The 22,401-nt window shown below is 49.0% G+C and carries 22 protein-coding genes and 1 tRNA gene; 6 read left to right on the forward strand and 17 right to left on the reverse strand.

Features of this window, described 5'->3' with window-relative positions:
* Nucleotides 1-98: 98 nt before the first annotated feature.
* From M2137_RS12195 to purN, 5 genes are all read right to left on the reverse strand, one after another.
* On the reverse strand, nt 99-1,547 hold the full coding sequence (locus M2137_RS12195; RefSeq protein WP_280766726.1) for a family 43 glycosylhydrolase: 1,449 nt from the start codon (nt 1,545-1,547) through the stop codon (nt 99-101).
* 8 nt (nt 1,548-1,555) lie between these two features.
* On the reverse strand, nt 1,556-2,302 hold the full coding sequence (locus M2137_RS12200; protein ID WP_280766727.1) for an acetylxylan esterase: 747 nt from the start codon (nt 2,300-2,302) through the stop codon (nt 1,556-1,558).
* A gap of 29 nt (nt 2,303-2,331) precedes the next feature.
* Nucleotides 2,332-3,492, reverse strand: coding sequence for an alpha/beta hydrolase-fold protein (locus M2137_RS12205; protein WP_280766728.1), 1,161 nt, complete (start codon nt 3,490-3,492; stop codon nt 2,332-2,334).
* A 39-nt stretch (nt 3,493-3,531) separates the two neighbouring features.
* Nucleotides 3,532-4,659, reverse strand: a complete 1,128-nt coding sequence (locus M2137_RS12210; protein ID WP_280766729.1) for an alpha/beta hydrolase-fold protein — start codon at nt 4,657-4,659, stop codon at nt 3,532-3,534.
* Between the two features lie 220 nt (nt 4,660-4,879).
* A complete protein-coding gene (purN, locus tag M2137_RS12215) occupies nt 4,880-5,443 on the reverse strand; it encodes a phosphoribosylglycinamide formyltransferase (RefSeq protein ID WP_280766730.1) in 564 nt (187 codons plus the stop codon).
* Nucleotides 5,444-5,599: 156 nt separating this feature from the next.
* Between purN and M2137_RS12220 the strand changes: the two genes are divergently transcribed.
* Genes M2137_RS12220 through rnc form a run of 3 tightly spaced genes read left to right on the forward strand, consistent with a single transcriptional unit; the run spans nt 5,600 to nt 7,955 of the window.
* A complete protein-coding gene (locus M2137_RS12220; protein WP_009860668.1) occupies nt 5,600-5,836 on the forward strand; it encodes an acyl carrier protein in 237 nt (78 codons plus the stop codon).
* A gap of 19 nt (nt 5,837-5,855) precedes the next feature.
* Nucleotides 5,856-7,112 (forward strand): beta-ketoacyl-ACP synthase II, encoded by a 1,257-nt coding sequence (fabF, locus tag M2137_RS12225; protein ID WP_280766731.1) that lies wholly within the window; start codon nt 5,856-5,858, stop codon nt 7,110-7,112.
* Nucleotides 7,113-7,955, forward strand: a complete 843-nt coding sequence (rnc, locus tag M2137_RS12230; protein WP_280766732.1) for a ribonuclease III — start codon at nt 7,113-7,115, stop codon at nt 7,953-7,955.
* 41 nt (nt 7,956-7,996) lie between these two features.
* On the opposite strand, the gene zupT is transcribed toward rnc, so the two are convergent.
* From zupT to M2137_RS12250, 4 genes are all read right to left on the reverse strand, one after another.
* Nucleotides 7,997-8,803 carry a zinc transporter ZupT gene (gene zupT / locus M2137_RS12235; RefSeq protein WP_280766733.1) on the reverse strand — a complete coding sequence of 269 codons (807 nt, stop codon included), beginning with the start codon at nt 8,801-8,803 and terminating at the stop codon, nt 7,997-7,999.
* Nucleotides 8,804-8,845: 42 nt separating this feature from the next.
* Nucleotides 8,846-9,436, reverse strand: a complete 591-nt coding sequence (locus M2137_RS12240; protein ID WP_280766734.1) for an epoxyqueuosine reductase QueH — start codon at nt 9,434-9,436, stop codon at nt 8,846-8,848.
* A 5-nt stretch (nt 9,437-9,441) separates the two neighbouring features.
* The gene (locus M2137_RS12245; RefSeq protein WP_280766735.1) at nt 9,442-10,383 is read right to left on the reverse strand and encodes a cation diffusion facilitator family transporter; all 942 of its coding nucleotides are present in this window, start codon (nt 10,381-10,383) and stop codon (nt 9,442-9,444) included.
* A 163-nt stretch (nt 10,384-10,546) separates the two neighbouring features.
* Nucleotides 10,547-10,618 (reverse strand) — tRNA-Arg (locus M2137_RS12250).
* Nucleotides 10,619-10,813: 195 nt separating this feature from the next.
* On the opposite strand from M2137_RS12250, the gene asnA reads away from it, so the two are divergent.
* From asnA to M2137_RS12265, 3 genes are all read left to right on the forward strand, one after another.
* Nucleotides 10,814-11,851: an aspartate--ammonia ligase gene (gene asnA / locus M2137_RS12255; protein ID WP_280766736.1), complete on the forward strand. Its 1,038-nt coding sequence runs from the start codon at nt 10,814-10,816 to the stop codon at nt 11,849-11,851.
* Between the two features lie 85 nt (nt 11,852-11,936).
* Nucleotides 11,937-12,599: a uracil-DNA glycosylase gene (locus M2137_RS12260; RefSeq protein WP_280766737.1), complete on the forward strand. Its 663-nt coding sequence runs from the start codon at nt 11,937-11,939 to the stop codon at nt 12,597-12,599.
* A 110-nt stretch (nt 12,600-12,709) separates the two neighbouring features.
* Nucleotides 12,710-13,903 carry a 6-bladed beta-propeller gene (locus M2137_RS12265; RefSeq protein ID WP_280766738.1) on the forward strand — a complete coding sequence of 398 codons (1,194 nt, stop codon included), beginning with the start codon at nt 12,710-12,712 and terminating at the stop codon, nt 13,901-13,903.
* Nucleotides 13,904-14,144: 241 nt separating this feature from the next.
* On the opposite strand, the gene M2137_RS12270 is transcribed toward M2137_RS12265, so the two are convergent.
* The 8 genes from M2137_RS12270 to M2137_RS12305 form a co-directional block, all read right to left on the reverse strand.
* Entirely contained in the window at nt 14,145-15,371 is a 1,227-nt protein-coding gene (locus tag M2137_RS12270) for an MFS transporter (protein ID WP_280766739.1), read from the reverse strand.
* Nucleotides 15,372-15,387: 16 nt separating this feature from the next.
* On the reverse strand, nt 15,388-16,164 hold the full coding sequence (bioC, locus tag M2137_RS12275; protein ID WP_280766740.1) for a malonyl-ACP O-methyltransferase BioC: 777 nt from the start codon (nt 16,162-16,164) through the stop codon (nt 15,388-15,390).
* Entirely contained in the window at nt 16,161-16,829 is a 669-nt protein-coding gene (locus M2137_RS12280) for a pimeloyl-ACP methyl esterase BioG family protein (protein ID WP_280766741.1), read from the reverse strand. The genes bioC and M2137_RS12280 overlap by 4 nt, the downstream gene beginning before the upstream one ends.
* Before the next feature lie 222 nt (nt 16,830-17,051).
* A complete protein-coding gene (locus M2137_RS12285) occupies nt 17,052-18,203 on the reverse strand; it encodes an 8-amino-7-oxononanoate synthase (RefSeq protein WP_280766742.1) in 1,152 nt (383 codons plus the stop codon).
* Complete coding sequence (gene bioA / locus M2137_RS12290) at nt 18,200-19,486, reverse strand: adenosylmethionine--8-amino-7-oxononanoate transaminase (RefSeq protein WP_280766771.1); 1,287 nt, start codon at nt 19,484-19,486, stop codon at nt 18,200-18,202. Before bioA ends, M2137_RS12285 begins: the two co-directional genes overlap by 4 nt.
* On the reverse strand, nt 19,486-20,466 hold the full coding sequence (gene bioB, locus M2137_RS12295) for a biotin synthase BioB (RefSeq protein ID WP_280766743.1): 981 nt from the start codon (nt 20,464-20,466) through the stop codon (nt 19,486-19,488). The genes bioA and bioB overlap by 1 nt, the downstream gene beginning before the upstream one ends.
* 5 nt (nt 20,467-20,471) lie before the next feature.
* Nucleotides 20,472-20,864, reverse strand: a complete 393-nt coding sequence (locus tag M2137_RS12300) for a hypothetical protein (protein WP_280766744.1) — start codon at nt 20,862-20,864, stop codon at nt 20,472-20,474.
* An 11-nt stretch (nt 20,865-20,875) separates the two neighbouring features.
* On the reverse strand, nt 20,876-22,396 hold the full coding sequence (locus M2137_RS12305; protein WP_280766745.1) for a peptide MFS transporter: 1,521 nt from the start codon (nt 22,394-22,396) through the stop codon (nt 20,876-20,878).
* Nucleotides 22,397-22,401: the final 5 nt, after the last annotated feature.

Here is a 22,401-nt window from a genome sequence, read left to right on the forward strand (position 1 = left end):
TCCAATATGTAAATCGTTAAAATACTTTTTAATACATAAAATAATCCCCTCTCGGTCGCACGACCGGGAGGGGATTATATTTTAAAGACAGGCAACTCTTAGGGATTACGGAAATTCCATTTAGAGTTATCGCTGTTCATGTCGAATTTGCCGAGTGAAGGCGTGCTGTCGCCTGCAGAAATCAATACCAGTTCTTTATCGCTGCCCGGTACTTTTTTAGGCATAATCCGATAGGTGCCGTCTGTCAACTGATCGATTCTCCACAACTGCTCGGGTGCTCCCGTAAACGTAGGAACGGCTATTACCTCTGCATCCGCTGTGGCAGCTAATGCACGATTGGTGCCTTCGATCAGAATCTTGTAATAAGGACCTCCCAGGTATCCGCCGGCTTCAGGCACAGCGGTAATAGTCCACTTCTGATGGGGGCGGAACATATAGTCACCTATTCTTACATTGATATCTCCCTGTGGCCAGGTGCTGATCACATCATTCAATGTTTGCGACTTCACAGGAGGAAGCGGGGGATCATTTGGATCTCCACCACGACGTCTAACACTCTCCATGCGTACGAAATCGACAGCAAGCTCGAGAGCATACCCTCTGCGTTCAGACTCAATCTCGTAGGTTCCATCCTTAAAGGCTTCTCCGGCTACGGGCCATCCGTTTTTCCACACGATCGGGCGTATGGCCAATACAGAACGACCGCCCTGATCGAAGTCGGCTTCGTAATGGAAAGACATCTTCTCTACGCCCTCTTCCACGATGTAACGTCCGAAGTGTCCGGGGCCGGTCTTGCGGTTTTCAGCAGCAATAACCATCTTACCACCGCCTTCCAGCATGCTTCTGCCTACATTGTCTAAGTAGGGTCCCGTTACATTGCGTGAGCGGCCTACGACAATATTATAGGTAGAGTTCGGACCGTCACAGCAGGTGCCGTGCGTACCCAATAGGTAGTACCATCCGTCGCGATACATCAGGGTGGTGGCTTCACAGTCAATGGCGATATTTATCGCTTCGTTGCCTTCCACCCGTTTGCCGGTCTTGGGATCGAGTTCCACCATTCGGATAAAGCCGAAATAGGTTCCGTAAGTACACCACAGGCGACCGTCAGGGCCGAGCAATAATCCGGCATCAATCGCGTCGCAGTCTTCGTCATCGAGCGAAGAGGCTACTTCGATCGGTTCAGTGTAGGCGAAATCAGGTGAGTTGGGATCTAATGTTTTGTTCCACATGGTAAGTACCTTGCCGGCGTGTCCGCCGCCCAATCCACCACCGGTGGCGCTGTAAGCAATCAGGTAACGATCACCGATTTTTAGAGCATCCGGTGCAGCGCCCCCACCGGGACGTACTGCTCCGCCGTTCCATGTCCAGCCGTCTTCGGAAATCAATCCGCCGCCGCCCGTTCCGAACGTATAGTATTTACCGTCGCACTCCATGATGTTGGAGGGATCGTGAATATACGGAGTACCTATTTGTGCAGATGCTTTTTCGAATGTCAATGCAGACATCAGGGCTATTGTGCCCAATAATATAGTTTTTGTTTTCATTGTCATACTCATTGATAACTGATTGTAAAGTTCTTAACAGGCTTTCCGTCCTCATCTACAAAGCGAACGCAGAAGTCACTCATACCCGGGCCATTGATAACGGCTCCGCGCAAGATGTTCCGCCCTTTCTTCAGCGTCAGCCGGTGCGACTGACCGTCATCCACCACCATGCGGCGGTCACCTGAAAGAAGCAATACCTCCTCGCCGTTCAACCACCACATAGAGGCCGAATTGGAACCTGCCGAAAAGCGAACATTCTCGATGTCTTCTTCGCATTCGATCACAGTTACCGCCCAGAATAACAGGCCATACACCTGTTTCTTAAGGCCGGCAGCAAAACGATACAGTTTCACGTTGTAAAGTTTGCTGTCCAATGCATGCCAAGCCAGTTTCTGTTTGCCTACTTTCACTTTCTCTCCATCTTTGGGTAAGATAGTGAACTGATTTTTGAAGTAGAGCGTATCGAATGCCTGGCGCAGATAGCTGTCGGTAAAGACCGTATTGGTACGATTCGGTTTGTCGATCGGTTCCAGTATCATCCAGCGGCGGATGAAACCCTTTTCATCCGGTGAGACGACACCCTTGGTCGCTTCCGTGAAATAGTCGGACAGGTTGGTTGGCGTTTGAATCTTGTAGTTTTGTCTCGGCGGCGGGAAAGCTCCCGGTGCCGGTGTCGCGTTCTGTGCAAAAGCGGACACCCCGAGTAACACGGCAAAACATATCGCCAATCCTGTTTTTCGATGGAAAATATTCATCGTTATAGTATGTTATAGTGAGTTATACATTATTTCTTTTTAAACAACAGGGGGGCAAATTCATGCAGACATCTACGCCAGGTCAGGAACTCATGCGCTGTGCCCGGTGATTCGTAATATACATTGTTGATTCCTGCTGCTTTCAATCCTTCGCTGAGGTTGCGGGTTCTCTCCGGACGTTCTTCCGAACCGATACCCAGGAAGAATACATGTACCTTCTCATTAAAGGCTTTCTTGTCTTTGAATACACCGCCGTAGGCTTCGTCTAACTGATTCAGGTTGATAGAACCGGCACCGCTGAATCCACCAATGTGAGAGAATTTATCCAGGTTGTTCAACGTAATATTAAATGTTTGAAGTCCTCCCCAGGATAGTCCTGCCATAGCGCGGTTTTCGCGATCGGTCAGGGCACGGAAGTTCGATTCGATATGCGGAATGATCTCTTTCAACAGAATGTCGGGGAAGTCGGCACCGAACTTCTGACGAGCTTGGTTAGGATCTTCGCCCGGAGCGGTCTTAAACACTTCGATATTACCATTATCCATCACAACAATCATCGGAACCGCTTTGCCTTCGGCAATCAGGTTGTCCATAATGAAGTTCATATTACCCTGTTGCGACCAGCTGGTTTCGTTTTCACCCATACCATGTTGCAGATAAAGCACCGGGTATTTCTTGTTCGGCTCTTTGTCGTAACTCGGTGGAGTATATACAAAGCAATGACGCCATTCTTTGCGGATAGTTGAATAATACCAGCTTTCATTTACTCTTCCGTGAGGTACCGCTTTCGGTTTGTAGTAGTCGACTCCTTTTTCAGGTATCTCTATACCACTCACCCATTTACCCATACCAAAGAATGGTTTACCATTCGGGTCAGCTACGCTAACGCCATCGATAATAACCTGATAATAATGGAATCCTACCACTTCCGGTCCCTTTGATACGAGTGTCCAGTGGCCGTCGTCCTCTCTGGTCATCTCACCGCGGAAACTGATCTCTACCTTTTTAGCATCCGGGGCAAAAACCCTGAAATAGGTTCGTCCGTCTTCGCCAATACGGGGGTAATCGGCCCCGTTAATATTATGGATGTTCGGTTGTGTTCCCGGAGGGAATACATGGTTTTGCTGAGCATTTACAACCAGCGGTAAAGCCATTAAGAAAAACATGGCTACTTTTAATACATTTTTCATAACTTAGAATTTTTACTCATTAATACTATTATATACTTTTCATTTAAACAATAATGGAGCAAACCGGTAGAGACTCTCGCGCCACACAGGCCAGGTGTGCCCGCCGGGTGTTTCATAATAGGTGTACTTGATGCCAATCTCATCAAAGCGCTTCATCATCACCTGGCAGTTATTATAGGCAATATCCTCCTGTCCTCCCATGGAGATCCAGAACTGTTTGAAGCCTTTGTTATACTTGTCTTTGTTTTCTTTCAACAGGGTGTAATACTGTTCGGTCGTGTCATCATTGGCTAATCCCTGCGGAGCCCTTGCCCACCAACCGGAGCTGAACACACCGACATAAGAGAACATTTCCGGACGGGAGATGCTGGCATTCAGCGTTTGAATACCACCCATCGATAATCCTGCCAACGCCCGGTAGTCTTTTCCCTTTTTCACTTTGAAAGTCTTTTCTACAAACGGGATACAGTCGTTGAACAATTCGGCGTTGAAATCGCGGCTATTGCCATCGAGCATAGCGATTACCATCGGCACGGCCTCGCCTTTTGCGATCAGATTATCCAGGATAATATCCGTACGTCCCTGGCTCGACCAGCCACTTTCGTCTTCGCCACCGCCATGTTGCAGGTAAAGCACCGGATAGGTCTGATTGCTTTGGTCGTAACCGGGAGGGGTGTACACAAACATGCGTTTCCAATCGTTCGCCGTTTGTGAGAAATAATATTTTATGCGCACATCGCCGGTAGGCACATCCTGCCGGTAGAAGTGGTTGATGCCTTCCGCATAAGGGATTTCTATCCCGCTTGACATCATGCTGCATCCGTAAAAAGAACGGCTGGCCGGATCGGCAACCGAAACACCATCGATAATCAGGAAATAATAATGGAAACCGGGGCCTAACGGATCCGTCGTACATGTCCACTCGCCATTATCATGCCGTTGCATATCATACTTTTTCCCCAAGTCGATCTGTACCTTTTGGGCATCGGGGGCTTTCACCCGGAAGGTCGCCCGGTTGCCGGGCAAAATGCGCGGATAACCAGTCGGTCTTACATTGTAATCAGAAGGCTGACCCGGAAGATCAACAGGTCGCTGTTGTGCCGTTACGGCGCTTACTAAACAGACAAAAAATAGGCAGGAAACAAGACGTTTTACCATTTTACTCATATCAATTTATTTTAGTGAAAACAGGTGTGATTTTTACAAGCGCAAGTTACCCTCTTCCGCTTCAATCTAAGCGGATAATTCTTGCAAATGGGTGGATAAATGTTACTGTCCATGCGCCTCGACAGTACTGTCGAAGCGCATGGACAGTACTGTCGATGGGCATGGACAGTACTGTCGATGCCCATCGACGATAGAATTCTCCGTATTGTTTAAAAAATAATCAGGAAAGGATTTGTTCGATCACCCGTGGATAATGGGCGTATTCAAGGGCGTGTACTTTGTTGGCTACCTCCTCCGGTGAGTCCCCGGGAGCCACTTCGCATTTTGCCTGAAAAAGGGTTTCGCCTTCGTCGTAGTGTTCATCTATATAATGTATAGTGATGCCCGTCTCTTTTTCTCCGGCGGCCACCACCGCTTCGTGTACATGCATACCATACATGCCTTTGCCGCCATATTTCGGAAGAAGAGCCGGATGGATGTTGACAATCCGACCGGGGTATGCCTGCAGGATCGGATCGGATATCTTATTCATGAAACCGGCCAATACAATCAGGTCGGTTTTGTATTCCGCCAGCTTCTGAAGCACCGGGGTTGCCTCTTCAAACTCTTCCCGTGTGAAATGGAAAGAGGGCACGTTCAGGCTTTTCGCTCTTTCGTGTACTTTCACTTTGCGGTTGTTCGATAGAACAACGGCCACTTGAATCTCAGGGTTTCCTTGAAAGTATTTAATGATGTTTTCGGCATTCGTGCCTGAACCGGAAGCGAAGATAGCGACGTTTTTCATATATTTTACCTGCTTGAATTTGCACACGAAAAGAAATTATGTGCAGTTTTTCGTAATTTTAGCCAATTATATTTGCTTTGTTCGCAAAAAAATTCTTTCCTTTGCACTGCAAATTTAAGAAGTATATTCTAATTATTAATTTAAATTGAAAAAGTTATGTCTGAAGTTGCATCTAGAGTAAAGGCTATCATCGTTGACAAATTAAGTGTTGAAGAAACAGAAGTTACTAACGAAGCGAGCTTTACTAATGATTTAGGAGCAGACTCTCTTGACACCGTGGAACTGATCATGGAATTCGAAAAAGAATTCGGTATCTCTATTCCAGACGATCAAGCAGAAAAGATTACAACAGTTGGCGACGCTGTCGCTTATATCGAAGCTAACGCGAAGTAATCAACCCATTCATTAAAGTATGGAATTAAAAAGAGTTGTAGTAACAGGTCTTGGTGCTATTACTCCATTAGGTAATACCCTCTCAGAAACCTGGGAGGGTCTTATTAATGGAAAAAGTGGAGCAGGACCTATTACTCAGTTTGACGCATCTAAATTCAAGACACAATTTGCCTGCGAGGTAAGAGGGTTTGATCCGTTACAGATTATGGATCGCAAAGAAGCCCGTAAGTGTGACCGATATGCCCTGTTAGCGTTGAAAGCAGCCCAGGACGCCGTAGAAGATTCTAAGTTGGACGTAGAAAACGAAGACAAAGATCGCATCGGTGTTATTTTTGCTGCCGGTATCGGAGGGATCAAAACCTTCGAAGACGAGGTGATGGGGTATGATGCCGAGCGAGGTCCCCGCTTCAATCCGTTCTTTATCCCGAAGATGATCGCGGATATAGCAGCCGGACAAATATCCATGAAATATGGATTCCGCGGGCCTAACTTTGCGACGGTATCGGCTTGTGCCTCTTCCACCAATTCAATAGCGGACGCGTTCAATTACATTCGTTTGGGTAAAGCCAACGCCATTGTGACCGGAGGGGCGGAAGCCACGATCTCCATTGCTGCAATCGGCGGGTTTAATGCCATGAACGCCCTGTCGACCCGGAATGACGAACCTGAAACGGCCTCACGTCCGTTCAGCGCGAGCCGTGACGGATTTGTGATGGGTGAAGGCGCCGGTTGTCTTGTATTAGAAGAGATGGAACATGCTATTGCCCGTGGCGCTCACATCTATTGTGAAGTGGCCGGTGCGGGAATGTCGGCAGATGCTTATCACCTGACAGCCTCTCATCCGGAAGGATTAGGCGCGAAATTAGTGATGCGTAACGCGTTGTCTGATGCGGAAATGAGCCCCGAAGCGATTGATTATATCAACGTACACGGCACCTCTACTCCGGTAGGAGACATCTCGGAAGTAAAAGCCATCAAAGATGTATTTGGAGAACATGCCTACAAATTGAATATCAGTTCGACCAAATCGATGACAGGACACCTTTTAGGAGCCGCGGGCGCAGTCGAAGCTATTGCCTGTATCAAAGCGGTCGAAGAAGATATCGTGCCTCCAACGATCAATCATGTGGAAGGCGATAACGATCCTGAAATTGATTACAACCTGAATTATACATTCAACAAAGCACAGAAAAGAACGGTTAACGTAGCGCTTTCAAATACATTCGGATTTGGCGGGCACAACGCTTGTCTTATTGTAAAAAAGTTTGTAAAGTAAGTGTTTAGGCAATTAAATAATAAGTTAAGGCTCCTTAAGGTAAAAGATAAGGAGCCTTACCTGTCTATTTACAAAATAACCGGATACTATCCGAATAATGTCCAGTTGTATGAACAGGCCTTCCTGCATAAGTCTTCGTCGGTCGAGGCGGACGATGGCAGATGGCTCAACAACGAACGATTGGAGTTTCTGGGCGATGCCATCCTGGATTCGATCGTCGCAGACGTCGTCTACAAACATTTTCCTAACAAACGGGAAGGATTCCTGACCAACACACGCTCAAAGATTGTACAACGCGATACCCTGAACCGCGTAGCCGTGGAGCTTGGCCTCGACAAAATGGTGCGTTTCTCCGCCCGGATGAACTCACACAACAACCATGTGTATGGCAATGCACTGGAAGCCTTTATCGGCGCCGTTTACCTGGATCAGGGCTACCGGCGTTGCTTTCAGTTTGTGACCGAACGCATTATCAACAGATACATCGACCTGGATGTATTGGCCCGCAAAGAGGTCAATTTCAAATCGAGCCTGATCGAATGGAGCCAAAAGAATAAATTGGAGATCTCTTTCGACCTGATCGAAAACTTCACCGATAACGAAGGTAATCCAGTCTTCCAGACGGCGGCTTGCCTGGGCAACCGGCAAATGGGCATTGGGATCGGTTATTCCAAGAAGGAATCCCAACAGAACGCGGCTAAGATGGCTGTGAAAAAACTACGTACCGACAAAGAGTTTCAGCAATACGTATCAGACCTTAAAAACCTGAATAGCGCCAACAACGAAACGTCCACCTCGGAAGATGTTGCCAAAGAATTGGATGAATTGCCGGAAAGCGAATAGTTATGCTTTAAAGCCCCGGGCGACCTTACACTTTAACGCCCTTACGCCAGCAAAATCAAGCTGACCGCCATTATAGCCATTCCGGCTACCAATCCATAAATAGAAACATGATGTTCGCCATATTCACGGGCGGCAGGAAGCAACTCGTCTAAAGAGATGAAAACCATAATGCCGGCTACCCCGGCAAACACGCAGCCCATCATCACCGGCGACATAAAAGGCATCAGCAGCAACCAGGCTAACAGGGCGCCAACAGGCTCCGCGATACCGGAGAAAAGCGAATACAGAAAGGCCTTTTTTCGATCGCCCGTGGCATAATAAATAGGCACAGACACCGCTATCCCCTCCGGGATATTATGAATGGCAATCGCCACGGCAATCGCTATCCCCAAGGTCGGGCTTTCCACAGCCGCCATAAACGTCGCAATCCCCTCCGGAAAGTTATGGATCCCAATGGCCAGGGCGGTCATGATACCCATGCGTTTCAGTTTGGCATTCACCTGTTCCGGCCTTTGCCGCATATCCTCTACCGAACGAGCCTCGTGCGGGTTTTCGTACGAAGGAACCAATTTGTCGATCAGGGCAATCAAGCCGATCCCCAGAAAGAAGCAGACAACCGTCACCCACATCCCTTCGCGCGCGCCCAGTTCGGCCGACAGACTGTCTTCCGCGCTGCGAAGCAATTCCACGAACGAGACGTAGATCATCACCCCGGCGGATAGTCCCAGCGAGAAAGAGAGGAAGCGCTTATTGGTCTGTTTGGCAATAAAGGCAATCAAACTACCTATCCCGGTCGCCAGTCCGGCAAACAGGGTAAGCAAAAGAGGGAGTAAAATATTGGTATCCATACGATCTTAAAACAAAAGAGAGAGATAAAAAGTTGCAGGTATTTATTTTTGGCTGAACTCACATCCGCAATAGGTCTGATTATAGAAGTTGTGTTCGGCGATGATCGCTTTGCGCCGTTCGCTTAATCCGCCTTTGCGCCAGTTCTGTTCCCAGAAGAGGGTGCCCGGATGGCGCTCCATGGCATAACGCCCGGCCGCATGGATTTGCTCCAGGCTTTTCCAGCGCGATGAGGCGAGGGTAGTCGTGAAAACCTTCAAGCCTCTTTCTGCGGCATAACGGGCTGTTTCGAATAACCGCATCTGAAAACAGGAGAGGCAGCGGGAACCTCTTTCAGGTTCATGTTCCATGCCTTCCATATCGCTTCGCCAGGCAGCATGATCGTAGTCGCCATCGACAATCTCTAATCCAAGCGCCTTGGCGTAACGCGTACATTCCGCTTTGCGGATCTCATATTCTTCTAAGGGATAGATGTTGGGATTATAATAGAAAATGACCGGGCGGATCCCGTTTTCCAATAGACATTCAATAATGGCCGACGAACAAGGGGCACAACAGGTGTGCAATAAAACCTCCCGCTCTCCGCCGGGAACCTCCAGGGTGAGGTTCGTATGTCGCTGTTCGTTGGTGGTCATGCGTGTTAGTCTTTACTCAGTATCTCGCTACACTCCCCGTGGCAATGGGCGGTTGATAGCTCGAACTCCAGGGTTACATGTTGCACGCCTACGTGAAGCAGGGCGTGTTTGATCTCCTCTTTCACCTCCTCCATGTGGTCGGTATTTTCCACCACGATATGTACCGTCAGGGCTGTCTCCGTCGTACTGATACCCCATACATGCAGGTGATGCAGATCTTTCACCCCCGCCACCGAGCGGATGGTCTTTTCGATCTCTTTTACATTGGTTCCGGCCGGCACGCCGTCTAAGGAAAGACGCAGGCTGTCGCGCAAGAGCCCCCAGGTAGAGTAGACGATGACACCGGCAATCACGATGCCGATGATCGGATCGACAATATACCAGCCGGTATAGACAATGATAATGCCCGAAACAACGACTCCAACCGACACCAAGGCATCGGCCGCCATGTGCAGATAAGCGCCTTTCACATTCAGGTCTTTGTCTTTATCTTTCATGAACAGCCAGGCGGTAATGCCATTGATCACCACACCGATACCGGCCACCCAGGCGATGGCTCCCCCTTCCACCGGCTGCGGATGGAAGAATTTATCGATACTTTCGCTGATAATGATGCCCACGGCAATCAACAGGATAACGGCGTTCAACAAAGAGACTAAGATCGTACTCTTCTTCAATCCGTAGGTGTAGTTGGGCGTCGGGTTCACTTTAGCCAGCCGAAAAGCAAGCATCGCCAGTATCAGACTGGCTACATCGCTCAGGTTATGCCCGGCATCCGACAATAATCCTAAGGAATTATACCAGAATCCGGCAGCAAATTCCGCCAATACAAAGGCGATATTCAAAGAGATACCGATAATAAAAGCCCGGTTCAACGAAGTGATTTCGTGATGATGATGGTCGTGGTGATGGCCTTGTTCGTTACCATCTGCATGATGATGTCCCATAATGATTAAACATAAATTGGTTCAACATGTTCATTCTCACCACAAAGCTACGTCTTTTTTCTATCGTTTCCCATCCCCATATATAGGTATTTTGCCACGATATCCTCCCTAAAAAGAAAAAACGATAACCGATCTGTAATCAGTTACCGTTTTAACGTGTTTGTACACCCATGGGGAGTCGAACCCCAATCGCTGGAACCGGAATCCAGTATTCTATCCATTGAACTATGGGTGCGGATAAATGTTGGGCAAAAGTACATATATTCTCTTAGTTTCGCAAACGAAGAACTGAAATAATCGATTTTGATAAAATGTACGATTATTGGCCTTATTTGCTTTCGTTTTGCATTAAAAACGACCTCCTAACTTGCTGATTTGATATATATCACTATCTTTGCCAGCCATAAGCACACGACAAAGCGCAAAACAAATGAGCTATTTAATTAAACCTGCCGGATACAAAGCACTGCTTAATCTGTGTCAAACTGAGTTGGGTATAAAGAAGATCAAAGACATCTTTCAACAAAATCTCTCTTCCGAATTGCGGTTACGGCGCGTAACAGCACCTCTTTTTGTTTTAAAAGGATTAGGGATCAATGACGACTTAAACGGAACCGAACGTGCTGTAAGCTTCCCTATCAAAGACTTAGAAGATGCGAAGGCAGAGATTGTCCACTCCCTGGCTAAATGGAAAAGGCTTACCTTGGCCGATTATGCTGTGGAAGAGGGATACGGTATCTATACCGATATGAATGCGATCCGCTCGGACGAAGAGTTGGGCAATCTGCATTCCCTGTATGTCGACCAATGGGACTGGGAACGTGTTATGCGCCGGGAAGAACGCAATGTGGAGTTCCTGAAAGACATCGTACGCCGTATTTATGCCGCGATGGTGCGCACGGAATACTTAGTGTACGAGATGTTTCCCCGCATCAAACCGATCCTACCGAAGGATATCTATTTTATTCATGCTGAAGAATTGCTTCAGAAATACCCCAATTATTCTCCGAAAGAGCGCGAAGACGCCATCGCAAAAGCATACGGCGCCGTCTTTATCATAGGAATCGGTTGCTTGTTGAGCAATGGCGAAAAGCACGACGGACGTGCTCCCGACTACGACGACTGGTCGACTATCGGCGAAAACGGATTGGCGGGCTTGAATGGCGACCTTTTGGTATGGGATGAAATACTCGGACGTTCGCTCGAACTCTCCTCGATGGGTATCCGTGTCGACAAGGAGGCGCTTCTCCATCAATTAAAGATCACCGGAGCAGAAGACCGGAAAGAGCTCTATTTCCACCAACGCCTGTTGAACGATGAACTGCCCCTCAGCATAGGTGGTGGGATCGGACAAAGCCGTTTATGTATGTTCTACCTGCGCAAAGCCCATATCGGAGAGATCCAAGCCAGCATCTGGCCGGACGATATGCGACGGGAAGCAGCTGAGGCAGGAATGCCGTTGATATAATTGATAATGGATAATGGATATATTTTCTATCCATTATCCATTATCCATTATCCATTATCAACTGTCATTTTAACTTGTGTACGCCATGAATGTAAAGATCGAACAAAGCTGGAAGGAACGTTTAATGCCGGAGTTTGAAAAGGACTATTTCCGGCAATTGACTGATTTTGTACGAACAGAGTACAAGCAGACAACGATTTATCCTCCCGGTTCCGCCATATTCAACGCCTTTGCCCATTGCCCGTTCGACAAAGTAAAGGTCGTTATCCTGGGGCAAGACCCCTATCACGAGCCTCGACAGGCGCATGGACTCTGCTTTTCCGTGCAGGACGGCGTCTCTTTTCCCCCTTCTTTGGTGAATATATTCAAAGAATTACAGAGCGATCTGAACGTTTTGCCTCCCTCTACCGGCAACCTCACCCGCTGGGCCGACCAGGGAGTGCTTTTGTTGAATGCCACATTAACCGTACGTGCCCATCAGGCCGGTTCGCATCAGAACAGAGGATGGGAGACCTTTACGGATGCGGTGATCCACCGCTTAACGGAGGAACGCGATCATATCGTCTACATCCTTTGGGGTTCTTACGCCCAACGGAAAGGGGCTTTTATCGACACCACCCGCAACTTAGTGCTCAAATCAGCCCATCCCTCCCCCCTCTCTTCCTATCGCGGATTCTTTGGCAGCAAGCCCTTCTCCCGTACAAACGACTACCTGATTGCTACCGGACAGGAGCCTATTCGCTGGTAAACGATCGGGAATTAATTATTTACTATTTTATTTCAACTTTGATTTTCAATCAATTCTTTGCTTATATTTGAAAACTGTATTCAAGTATAATTAGTAAACGTGTGCCCCTAATGAAAAAAGTGTGTCTATCTCTATGTTGTTGTCTTCTATTCTTTTCTTGCGTAGAGCAGAAACCAAGCGATTCTTTACCGAAAAATGCCATTGTCCTAACGTATGATAAGGCAAAAACAATCGATTTTGACTATTCTTTCCTGTTCGACTCGGTCGAGATTGTGCTCTTAGATACGCTTCATGATACATTATTAGCAGATTATTTTAATGTAAAATATGCCTTCGATCGCTTTTTTGTGTCGGATAAGAGCCATCAGTTGTTTGTCTTTGACCGCACCGGTAAGCCTCTTTTGAAGATCGACGGCAGAGGAGCAGGCCCGCAGGAGTATGTCAATTTAAGAGGATTTGACCTCTCGCTTGAAGATTCGCTTATTTGTTTGTTTACCTATCCTCCGAAATTGATGTGGTATGATCTGAATGGAGAGTTCAAGCATCAAACAAATGTAGAAAGTCAAGGGTTTGAATTGGCTTTATTCGATGACAATGGGGCGGTTTATGCGAGAAATAGATTAGACAACGGGGAAGCTCAGTTGTTGAACTATGTAGATCTTTCAACCGGCAAAACGGAGACAAAAATGCTCGGCTATCCGTTTCTTAATGGCGTATTACTTCCGACCTATCAACGAAGCGAAGCCTTTACCCGAACCTCTTCGGGTGAGCTATTGTTTAACGACCCTCTGTCGAATTATATCTATGCGTTAGCGGATGACGGTGTGGAGGTGAAATATGTGTTGGACTTTGGTAAAAAGAACCCGCCTCAAACAGAGAACATCCCTTTGATGAATACTTCGGAGTCATCCATTGATTATATCCCCAAACACTTTCCGGTGTATGCTTACAACAACTGTTGGGAAAACGAACGCTACTTTTTTATCTCTATGAGAATAGATGAACAGAAAGAAGAGAGTTTGTTGTATGACAAACAAGAAAAGCAGCTATATGCCGGATACCTTCGGAATAATATGTTCGGAGGAAGTAATTCTTTTAATGTGATGGCTACCGACGAATGGCTATTAACCTATATTCCCCCGGAGCAAGTGGCAGAGCTTAAGTATTTTCTCGAAAGCCGGGAAACAGAAGTTGCAAAGCAGGGTTCTGTGATGGAATACATCGACAGATTAGATGAATCACATGGAAATCCGGTCATTTGCCTCTATCATTTTCGCACATCAACCCCGAAAATGTTAAAATAGCGATTGTAAGCAAAAAGACCATTTTGCTTATAAATCCATACGTTAAAAAGTGTTTCTCCCGGGAGTTTGTCTCCGAAGTCCCACTTTTTTGCGCGCAAAGTCCCGCCGAAATTACAAATCGTAAATTGGGGGTTTTGCCGGAAATGGGCGAATTAACATTAGTTCACGTTTTATTAAGCAATATTCGCTTAACGAGTGAAGCGCAGAGCAAGCAGAGATGAAGGCATTTTATATGATAATTCTATCCCTTCTTGATTCGTTGCGGTTTGATATTGGGCAGGAAGATAGCGACAAAACCCAAGAGGGGCATATAGGCACAGAACCGGTAGATGGCTTCGATGCCCTGGTGGTCGGCCACATAGCCCAGTACGGCAGCAGCAATACCGGCAATGCCGAAAGCCAAGCCAAAGAACAAGCCGGAAATCAACCCTACTTTGGTGGGCAGTAACTCCTGGGCATAGACCAGAATGGCCGAGAAGGCCGACGATAAGACAAAGCCGATGATAATGCTCAATACACAGGTCCAGAACAGGTTGGCGTAAGGCATCATCAGCGAGAAGGGCGCCGTGCCGAGGATAGAGAACCAGATCACATATTTCCGTCCGAAGCGGTCGCCCACCGGTCCCCCTATAAAGGTGCCTAAAGCCGAGGCAAAGAGGTAGGCGAAGAGGAAGAGCTGCGAGTGCTGCGTGGTCACATCGAACTTCTCGATCAGGTAGAAGGTATAATAATTGCTTAAGCTGGCGGTATAGACATACTTCGAGAAGATCAATATCAGGAGTATGCCTAAGGAATAATAGATCTGTTTCTTTCGGAGACGTACCCGATGGATCACCGTTTTCGACACCGTTTTCGACTGCATATCGGTGATGCGTCGACGGTTCCATTTCGAGATGGGGCGCTTCGTCAGGATGGAAAATACCGCGATGGCAGCAAATACCAGCATATATTCCTGCCCGTAGGGGGCAATAATCAACGCCGCCAACAGCGGTCCAATGGCGCTTCCGAAGTTGCCTCCTACCTGGAAGATCGACTGGGCCAATCCATGTCGGCCACCGGAGGCATAATGGGTCAGCCGCGAGGCTTCCGGATGGGTGATGGAAGAGCCTAATCCGACAAAGGCGACGGCAAGGATAACGGCGAAAATCGAGTGGGCGACGGCGAGGATCACCAGCCCTGTGGCGGTCGATATGATGGCTAAGGTCAGGTACCATGTCCTGGGTTTCTTATCGAAGAGGACGCCGAAAACCGGTTGAAAGACAGAGGCACAGACCTGATATACAAAGGCGATAAGTCCGATCTGTCCGAAGGTAAGTGCCAGGTTGTCGCGAATAACCGGGTAGCTTGCCGAAACGACCGACTGCAGCATATCGTTTGTTAAATGGGTCAGGCTCAGTGCCAAAAGAACCTTCAAATAGGTTTGAGGATAAGAGGGCGCCGCACGCTCTACCACTGCTTTACTTTTCATGCCGCAAAAGTAGGCTTTATTTGGGGGAATAAAAAGGGGGGTAGCTTTTTTGCTCCGCGACAATATAAAGCGGGCGGTAGGTCAGGGCTACCCCTTCGGGGCAAGAAAAGCGTTCGAGGTATTGATTTGTAAAGCGTTCCAGCTGTTTTCGCGTCCAGGGTGCGGAGTTGGTGGCGGTGACTCCTGTATATTTCAAATGCTTCAATACCTCGGTCGGATGCTGAAAGGTCAGTCTGTTTTCCTCTTCCTGCAGGTGGTGTATATGGAAATAGGGCGAAAGCCACGCCTGCCATTCGGCGAGGGTCGGGTAGGAGAGTCCCTGGCCTGTCAGTTCTCTGATCTCTTGTAGGTTGCCCGGGGCAAAGACATTGCCCAGAAAGAGGCCTTCGGGTTGCAGTAGGGAGGCAATCCGTTCAATAAACGCAGGCAGGTCTTCAATCCATTGCATAGCTGATGCCGAAGCGATCAGGTCGAATTTGCCCGGAAAATAAATCCGGGAAGCGTCGCCGGCGAGGAATTTCACCTCTTTCCCTTGCAGCAGGGTGCGGATGCCCGGTTCGCAGTCGGCACAGAGGTCGTTGATTACCCATTCATCAACTCGGTTATATTGGTGAAGAAGACGGGTGAAATAGCCGCTACCACAGCCTATTTCCAACAGGCGGGGGAATTCTTTCCGGCCCTGCTTATCCAATAAATGGATCAGGTGGTGGCAGATCTGTTGCTGCACAATGGCATGCCGGTCGTAGGTCGACAGGGCGCGGCTGAAGCGGTGTGCGATGTGTTGTTGCGTCATAAGGCGAGGATCTCTTTCCAGTGGGTGAACAAATGAAACGGATAATGGCTCCCTTCGATATGGATAACGGGTAGGCGGGGCTGCCACCAGGCCTCCTGGTTGCTCGTAGGGAAGATCAGGTCGTGGGAGGAGATTACCGCTTTATGCCAAGGGAAAACCGGGGTACTCCTCTCCTGACTGCCAAAAAGGATATATAGGGCAGCCAGTTCCTCCCTTACCTCCTCCAATGGGCGGGGTGGCACTGCCTCATACATGGCCAACACCGCGCGGCTTCCACACATACGGCGGTTGAACCGACGCAGCCCCTCTTCATTTAGATGATCGAGTGTGCCCCGGAAGATCGCTTCCGGGATGCCATAGCTGTCGTGTACCGGGAAAGGGGTGCCGTTGATCGCGGTAGCCGAAGTGAACGTTATCCCGGAGAATATCCCCCGGGCAAAGAGCTCTTCGACCACTCCAACCCCCATCGACCAGGCAAGGAGGTCGATCCTTTCATACCCCGCCAGCTTTCCTTCCCACTGCATATCGCGGTAATCAGACACAATCCATACATCCTGATCCGCTGCTGCCTGTATCGGTTCAAACAGCCGAGGCGATGCCGACCAACCCGAGAAGAAAAGCAATAGGGAATTGACTCCTTGATTTATCTGTTTGTTGATTTTCATTTGTTGTCTTTTAATAGTGAAAATAACTATCTCGGCTCCCCTTCTTAGAAAAGAAGGGGGGGACCATCGCTTGCGATGGTGGGGTAATTTGAATTCTTTATAAATGATTATTCGATACTCATCATATAAACGAAAGCTGATATGTATATTATAGATCAAACTACCCCACCGCTGCAAGCAGCGGTCCACCCCCTTCTTTTCTAAGAAGGGGAGCCGAGATAGTCAATTTCTTAAATCTTTAATAAGCTGTTTCAATTCTTTTACCTCCTCTTCTGTAATCCCCGCCGTCAGCGAGAAGCGGATGCGTGAGGTGCCTGGTGGCACCGTCGGCGGACGGATGGCTAAGGCGTAATAGCCACCCTCTTGCAGTTGGGAGGCAACCTCAATTGCTACCTGGCTATCACCCAATATATACGGGACGATATGGCTTTCGCTGATCTCCCCGCCTACACCAGATAAGGATTCACGCAGGTAGCGGCTGATTGTTGCCAGCTGCTCGCGTTCTTTTTGGAACTCAGGGAGCTTTTCGAAGATGAACTCGGTCCAGGCAATCTGCAGTGGTGGCAAGGCCGTGCTGAAGATAAGCGGGCGCATGGTGTTCACCAAATAGTCGCGGATCACCCGGTCGCACACTAAGTAGGCACCCATCGAGGCCAATGCCTTGCCGAAGGTGCCGACCAATAGGTCGATCTCCGCGATGCAACCGGACTCTTCTGCCACACCCAAGCCTGTTTCACCGAAGACACCGACAGCATGTGCCTCGTCGACATACAATAATAGATTCGGATAACGCTTCTTTATCGCTGTCAGGCGGCGCAAGTCGGCTTTGTCACCATCCATACTGAAAACGCTTTCAGTCACCACGATCACCTGTTCATACGCTGTTGCCTCTTTCGCCAACAGACCTTCTAACTGCTCATAGTCGTTATGCCGAAAGCGACGAAACGGTGCCCCGCTCAGGCGTATCCCATCGATCAGGCTGGCATGCACCAGTTTGTCGGCTACGATCAATGTCTTTTTGTCGGCCAGGGCGGGCAGGATACCGATATTCGCATGATAACCGCTGTTGAACAGCAGCGCCGCTTCGCGTTCAAAGCGTTCGGCTAATAATTTCTCCAAGGAGGAGTAAACGCTGTAGTTGCCTGTCAACAGACGTGACGAGGTAGAAGAAAAAGGATATTCTTTACCCCGTTCCTCCATAAACTCCCCACGCAATTCCTCCCGGGCAGCCAAGCCCAGGTAATCATTGGAGGAGAGGTTCAGCATACGCTTGCCATCCCGCTCGATATGTTTCCCGTTATGGTGGATATCGGGCAGGCTTCGCAGGTTACCCGTGGCTTTCAGTTGAGCCAGTTCGTGTTGATAATCTTTCATTTTTCGATTGTTTGTAGGACGCGTAATAATCCTCCGGTCAGGATGGATAATTCGTCGGGCGTGATAATAAACGGAGGCATGAGGTAGACCATTCGCCCGAAGGGGCGCACCCAGATGCCTTCCCGTACGAAAAGGCGCTGCATAACGGCCATATCGACCGGCTCTTTCATCTCCACCACACCGATGGCGCCCAGGACGCGTACCTCAGCTACCGACACGAGGTCGCGGGCAGGGGCTAACTCGTCTATCAGTTGTTTCTCTATTCTCTTTACCTTTTCCTGCCAGCCGCTATCTAACAGGAGCGACAGAGAGGCCGAGCCTACGGCACAGGCCAATGGATTGCCCATAAAGGTCGGGCCGTGCATAAAGCAACCCGCCTCACCGGAACAGATGGTGTTGGCCACAGCAGTCGTTGTCAGGGTAGCCGAAAGGGTCATATAGCCTCCCGTCAATGCCTTGCCGATGCACATAATATCGGGCACCACCCCGGCATGTTCCCAGGCAAAGAGCTTGCCTGTCCGCCCGAATCCGGTGGCGATCTCGTCGAAGATCAGGAGAATATCATATTTATCGCAGAGTTTGCGTGCTTCGATCAGGTATTGAGGCGCGTAGAAATACATACCACCCGCACCTTGTACGATGGGTTCCAGGATCAATGCGGTGATCTCATCGCCTTTCTCTTCAAACAGCTGCTGCAAGGGACGGATCGCCTCCTCGTTCCACTCCTCCTGGAAACGAACCGAAGGCTGAGGAACAAAGTAATGAACCGGCAGGTTTCCACCGAAAAGGCCGTGCATGCCGGTGACCGGATCGCATACCGACATGGCATGCCAGGTGTCACCGTGGTAGCCATTTCGGATGGTGGCCAGCTTCTTTTTCTTGTTTTGTCCGCGCGATTGGCGGTATTGCAATGCCATCTTCAGGGCCACCTCCACGGCAACCGAACCGCTATCGGCATAAAAGAGTTTGTTTAGTGAAGGAGGCAATAATGGGAGCAATTTCGATGCTAATTCAACAGCCGGCTCATGTGTAAAGCCACCGAACATGATATGGCTCATCTTACCCAACTGACGCTCTACGGCAGCGTTCAATACCGGATGGTTATAGCCATGGACGGCTGCCCACCACGACGACATACCATCCACTAAGCGGGTTCCGTCTTTCAAGGTGATAACTACGCCATCGGCCCGTTCCACCGGGTAGACCGGCAGGGGATCGATGGTCGAGGTATAGGGATGCCAGAGGTGCTCCCGATCGAAATGTAAGAGTTCTTCGGTCGTCATCATCCTTTCCAATCGGTGTTTTCGGTGAGTGAATAGTCCATGGCGGCGAATAAGCGCTTATCCTCCTCCGCCCGGCTGCCGAGCGTCGTCAGCAGGTCGCCGGTAATGGCGGCATTCACGCCAATGTAGAGGGCTTTTTGTTGCACTTCCGGCGACAATAAAGCCCGTCCGCCCGAGAAGCGCAGGTAGGCTTCGGGGTTGATAAAGCGGAAAAGGGCAATGGTGGTCAGGATCTCCTCCTCGCTGAGCGGTGGCGTATCGGCCAATGGCGTACCGGGAATGGGCTGCAGGAGGTTGAGCGGAATGGAATGTACCGAAGCGTTTCGCAGGAAGAGTGCCATCTCGATCCGTTGCTCCATCGTCTCACCCATGCCGATAATACCGCCCGAACAGATGCGGAAACCTATTTCGCGTGCTGCCTGGATGGTACGCATCTTGTCTTCGATCGTGTGCGTGGTGCATAAGGTGCCGAAGTAGGAAGGTGCCGTTTCGATATTGCAATGGTAGTTTTCCACACCGCTATCGAACAGGATCTGTAACTCTTCCTTCTCCAGAAGGCCCATCGATGCGCAACATTTAATATCAGAGGCACTGCGGATGGCCCGTACGGTCGTAGCCAGGGCGTTTACCTCCCGGCGCGATAAGCGTTTGCCGCTGGTGACCAGTCCGAAACGTCCGATGCCCTGTCGGCGGTTATAGACTGCCTGCTGCACACATTCCTCTGTGGGAAGAAGGGGGTAGCAGGTCACTTTCGTCGCATGATGCCCCGACTGGGCGCACCATTTACAATCCTCACTGCAATTGCCGCTTTTGGCGTTTACGATCGAGCAGGTGTCGAACCGGTTGCCCATCATGGAGCGGGTAATCACATGCGCTGCTTCGTAGAGCGCCTCTTTGTCAGGCGATGTCGCCAATGCCATGGCCTGTTCGGGTGAGAGCGTCTCGCCATGCAAGACGAGTTGTTTACAGGTTTCTATCATATTTGTTACATGAAAAAAGCGGAGAAGTTCCCTATAAGGATCTTCTCCGCTTTCTTATTATTAATTGAAAACGAATCAAATGAAATGATCGATGAAACAGCTATCGGCTGAACCGCCGGCTTTCCAATCAACCAAAGAAGTAATTCCTGCCAGAGAAACTCCGGGCTATCGGTTCCTTCCTGGTTATTCTCTTCCGCAACTCCTATCGAAGCGGATATTTCTGTAAGGAGCGTATGCAGACAGCCTTGCTTCACTTGCAAGCGATCCGCCAGCCGTGAAGCCAGCCTGCCGATATTCACCGTATGGTGCAGGCTAACAAAAGCAGCATACCCCTTCCGGCTCCATCGTCTGAAGCGGAGTGCGTGATGCGCGGAAGGTGTATATTGCTTTTGCTGCATATTGTTTCGTTTTATTTCGCTACTCTTTCAAGCCATTTCAGCATGCCGAGCATCATAAACATAGAGATGAGGCAAGCGGCCACGAAGATACACCAGGTAGCCCAAACAGGAATAGAGTTGTAGAAGATAACGCCGATGAAGAGCAACTGGTTACCCAAAGCGGTAGCCGAGAGCCATCCTCCCTGCATGATTCCCTGGTATTTGGGAGGAGCCACTTTGGAAACGAACGCGATACCCAGCGGGCTGATAAAGAGTTCAGCGATGGTCAGGATCAGGTAGGTGCCGATCAACAACCAGGGAGTTACACGCATAGAATCATCTAAGCCACCCATAGCCGTTCTGGTAGCCGCGTCGGGCAAACCAACAGAACCCAATGCCATCACGGCAAATGCCAAGGCTGCAATACCCATACCGATCGCGATTTTCTTAGGAGTAGATATATCGATGCCACGGGCTTTAAACCAACCGAACAATCCCATCACTACCGGAGTAAGGAATACCACGAAGAAAGGATTGAATGTTTGGAATACCTCCGCGCCTTCGAGGGTCGTGAAGCCCAGGTTGATCTTTATCAGGCGGGTATATTCGTCGGCAAAGAGTGTCAGGGTCTGTCCGTTCTGGTGGAAAGAGAACCAGAAGAAGATAACAACAGCGAATACAGCAAACAGGGCGTAGATGCGTTGTCTTACCTCTTTCACATCCATCTCAACGACAGCAGCCGATTGTTGCGTTGCTGTTTTCATGCCTGGATCAGGCAATTTGTTTTTATTGTTGAGGAAGATCACTACTGAGATCAGCATAGCAATGATGGCAATACCGAAAGAGTAGTGGTAGCCTGTCATAAATACATTTAGGTATTCGTGGGCAAAAGCCATCAGGTCGCCTGATACGTGTCCTGCTTCGGCAGCCAGTTCGCTAAAACGGGCAGAGGCTTCTGCTGTGATATCGCCGCTGATAAACTGGTTACATAATTTGGGCAGGTCGGCATTGAAGCTGAAACCGTTGCTTTGTACATACCAGTTACGCAGACCAACAGCCATCAGCGGAGCAAACATAGCACCGATATTGATAAACATATAGAAAATCTGGAAGCCTGTCTCGCGCTTATCGGCATATTCCGGGTTGTCATACAATTGTCCGACAACGGCCTGCAGGTTGCCTTTGAAGAGTCCGTTACCAAACGCGATCGCCAACAGTCCGAAGCAGGTGATCGTCAGGATCAACGGCATATTCTCTACCGGAGTAGGCGTCGGAATGGCCAGTAAGAGATAACCGACCGACATCAGTATGAGTCCGCTAAGGATAGTTGATTTGTACTTTTTCGTTTTGTCGGCAATAAGCCCGCCTACCAGCGCTAAGACGTAGATCAAAGCATAGAAGACAGAGTAAATAATGGAACCTTCCGCGCCCGTAAACCCGAATTTATTATTCAGGAAAAGCAACAGGATGGCCATCATAATGTAGAACCCGAAGCGTTCGCCCATATTGGAAAGAGCCGCTCCGATTAAACCTTTGGGATGATTTTTGAACATGTGTT

The sequence above is a fragment of the Parabacteroides sp. PFB2-10 genome, from assembly GCF_029893085.1.
GTDB lineage: Bacteria > Bacteroidota > Bacteroidia > Bacteroidales > Tannerellaceae > QVMG01.

Excerpts from the sequence above, each read along its gene's own strand:
- M2137_RS12195 (WP_280766726.1), bottom strand. The coding sequence starts at position 1,547 with ATGAAAACAAAAACTATATTATTGGGCACAATAGCCCTGATGTCTGCA.
- M2137_RS12200 (WP_280766727.1), bottom strand. The coding sequence starts at position 2,302 with ATGAATATTTTCCATCGAAAAACAGGATTGGCGATATGTTTTGCCGTG.
- M2137_RS12205 (WP_280766728.1), bottom strand. The coding sequence starts at position 3,492 with ATGAAAAATGTATTAAAAGTAGCCATGTTTTTCTTAATGGCTTTACCG.
- M2137_RS12210 (WP_280766729.1), bottom strand. The coding sequence starts at position 4,659 with ATGAGTAAAATGGTAAAACGTCTTGTTTCCTGCCTATTTTTTGTCTGT.
- purN (WP_280766730.1), bottom strand. The coding sequence starts at position 5,443 with ATGAAAAACGTCGCTATCTTCGCTTCCGGTTCAGGCACGAATGCCGAA.
- M2137_RS12220 (WP_009860668.1), top strand. The coding sequence starts at position 5,600 with ATGTCTGAAGTTGCATCTAGAGTAAAGGCTATCATCGTTGACAAATTA.
- fabF (WP_280766731.1), top strand. The coding sequence starts at position 5,856 with ATGGAATTAAAAAGAGTTGTAGTAACAGGTCTTGGTGCTATTACTCCA.
- zupT (WP_280766733.1), bottom strand. The coding sequence starts at position 8,803 with ATGGATACCAATATTTTACTCCCTCTTTTGCTTACCCTGTTTGCCGGA.
- M2137_RS12240 (WP_280766734.1), bottom strand. The coding sequence starts at position 9,436 with ATGACCACCAACGAACAGCGACATACGAACCTCACCCTGGAGGTTCCC.
- M2137_RS12245 (WP_280766735.1), bottom strand. The coding sequence starts at position 10,383 with ATGGGACATCATCATGCAGATGGTAACGAACAAGGCCATCACCACGAC.
- asnA (WP_280766736.1), top strand. The coding sequence starts at position 10,814 with ATGAGCTATTTAATTAAACCTGCCGGATACAAAGCACTGCTTAATCTG.
- M2137_RS12260 (WP_280766737.1), top strand. The coding sequence starts at position 11,937 with ATGAATGTAAAGATCGAACAAAGCTGGAAGGAACGTTTAATGCCGGAG.
- M2137_RS12265 (WP_280766738.1), top strand. The coding sequence starts at position 12,710 with ATGAAAAAAGTGTGTCTATCTCTATGTTGTTGTCTTCTATTCTTTTCT.
- M2137_RS12270 (WP_280766739.1), bottom strand. The coding sequence starts at position 15,371 with ATGAAAAGTAAAGCAGTGGTAGAGCGTGCGGCGCCCTCTTATCCTCAA.
- bioC (WP_280766740.1), bottom strand. The coding sequence starts at position 16,164 with ATGACGCAACAACACATCGCACACCGCTTCAGCCGCGCCCTGTCGACC.
- M2137_RS12280 (WP_280766741.1), bottom strand. The coding sequence starts at position 16,829 with ATGAAAATCAACAAACAGATAAATCAAGGAGTCAATTCCCTATTGCTT.
- M2137_RS12285 (WP_280766742.1), bottom strand. The coding sequence starts at position 18,203 with ATGAAAGATTATCAACACGAACTGGCTCAACTGAAAGCCACGGGTAAC.
- bioA (WP_280766771.1), bottom strand. The coding sequence starts at position 19,486 with ATGACGACCGAAGAACTCTTACATTTCGATCGGGAGCACCTCTGGCAT.
- bioB (WP_280766743.1), bottom strand. The coding sequence starts at position 20,466 with ATGATAGAAACCTGTAAACAACTCGTCTTGCATGGCGAGACGCTCTCA.
- M2137_RS12300 (WP_280766744.1), bottom strand. The coding sequence starts at position 20,864 with ATGCAGCAAAAGCAATATACACCTTCCGCGCATCACGCACTCCGCTTC.
- M2137_RS12305 (WP_280766745.1), bottom strand. The coding sequence starts at position 22,396 with ATGTTCAAAAATCATCCCAAAGGTTTAATCGGAGCGGCTCTTTCCAAT.